Below are 617 nucleotides of genomic sequence, written 5' to 3'. Positions count from 1 at the left end.
AGCCGCCCCTAAACCGAACGTTAGAAATCGTAGTCGTCAAAGAATGAAAATTTATCAGCCCGCGAAGAATTCCATTCCAAAGTTTTTAGGAGTATTTGCAATTCTGTTCGGAGGCGGGGGCTTTCTACTTCCTGGCATCACGTCGGGAAGTGCAGGATTTTTGATTGCAGGGTTACTAATCACTGCAGTTGGTGTGATCACATTTTTTGGCAAGGCTGAAAGGTTCATCGATACAGAAAAACGCGCTGTCATAAATTTTAAAAAATGGCTCTTCATAGAGTCGAAAACGCAGATTTCTTTGAGCTTGTATAAGTATGTAAGAGTAATCGAGAATTCTGATGGTCCTTCCACTGATGATCGATCACGCAGATTCTATGAGGTCAACTTAGTTGGAAAGAATACAACTAACGATTATTCTGGCGGTTTTGATATTAATATGTTGCTGGCCAAGTATCCAAGGTCTAGTACTGGGAAGAGCGAAGCCTTGAGCTTCGCTGAGAGGGTGGCCCGCGACGTAGGCCTACCACTCCACGCTGATAAAAATTTCTAACAATGCGCTGCAGGCCGACGGCCAACTTTGTGCACTTTATGCGCGGTCGCTGCGCTCCCATTTTCGC

1 protein-coding gene is annotated in these 617 nt (G+C 45.1%); it reads left to right on the top strand.

All coding sequences use genetic code 11. The features are described from left to right. Positions 1-550, top strand: a 550-nt coding sequence (locus B4U49_RS00335; RefSeq protein ID WP_204902950.1) for a hypothetical protein, incomplete at its 5' end; no start/stop codon positions are given. Between the last annotated feature and the right edge of the window lie 67 nt (positions 551-617).

Origin of the sequence: Microbulbifer mangrovi, assembly GCF_002009015.1 — a bacterium.
Lineage (GTDB): Bacteria > Pseudomonadota > Gammaproteobacteria > Pseudomonadales > Cellvibrionaceae > Microbulbifer > Microbulbifer mangrovi.
Note: the sequence above shows the minus strand (reverse complement) of the source record. Positions and strands in the feature narration are given on the sequence as shown.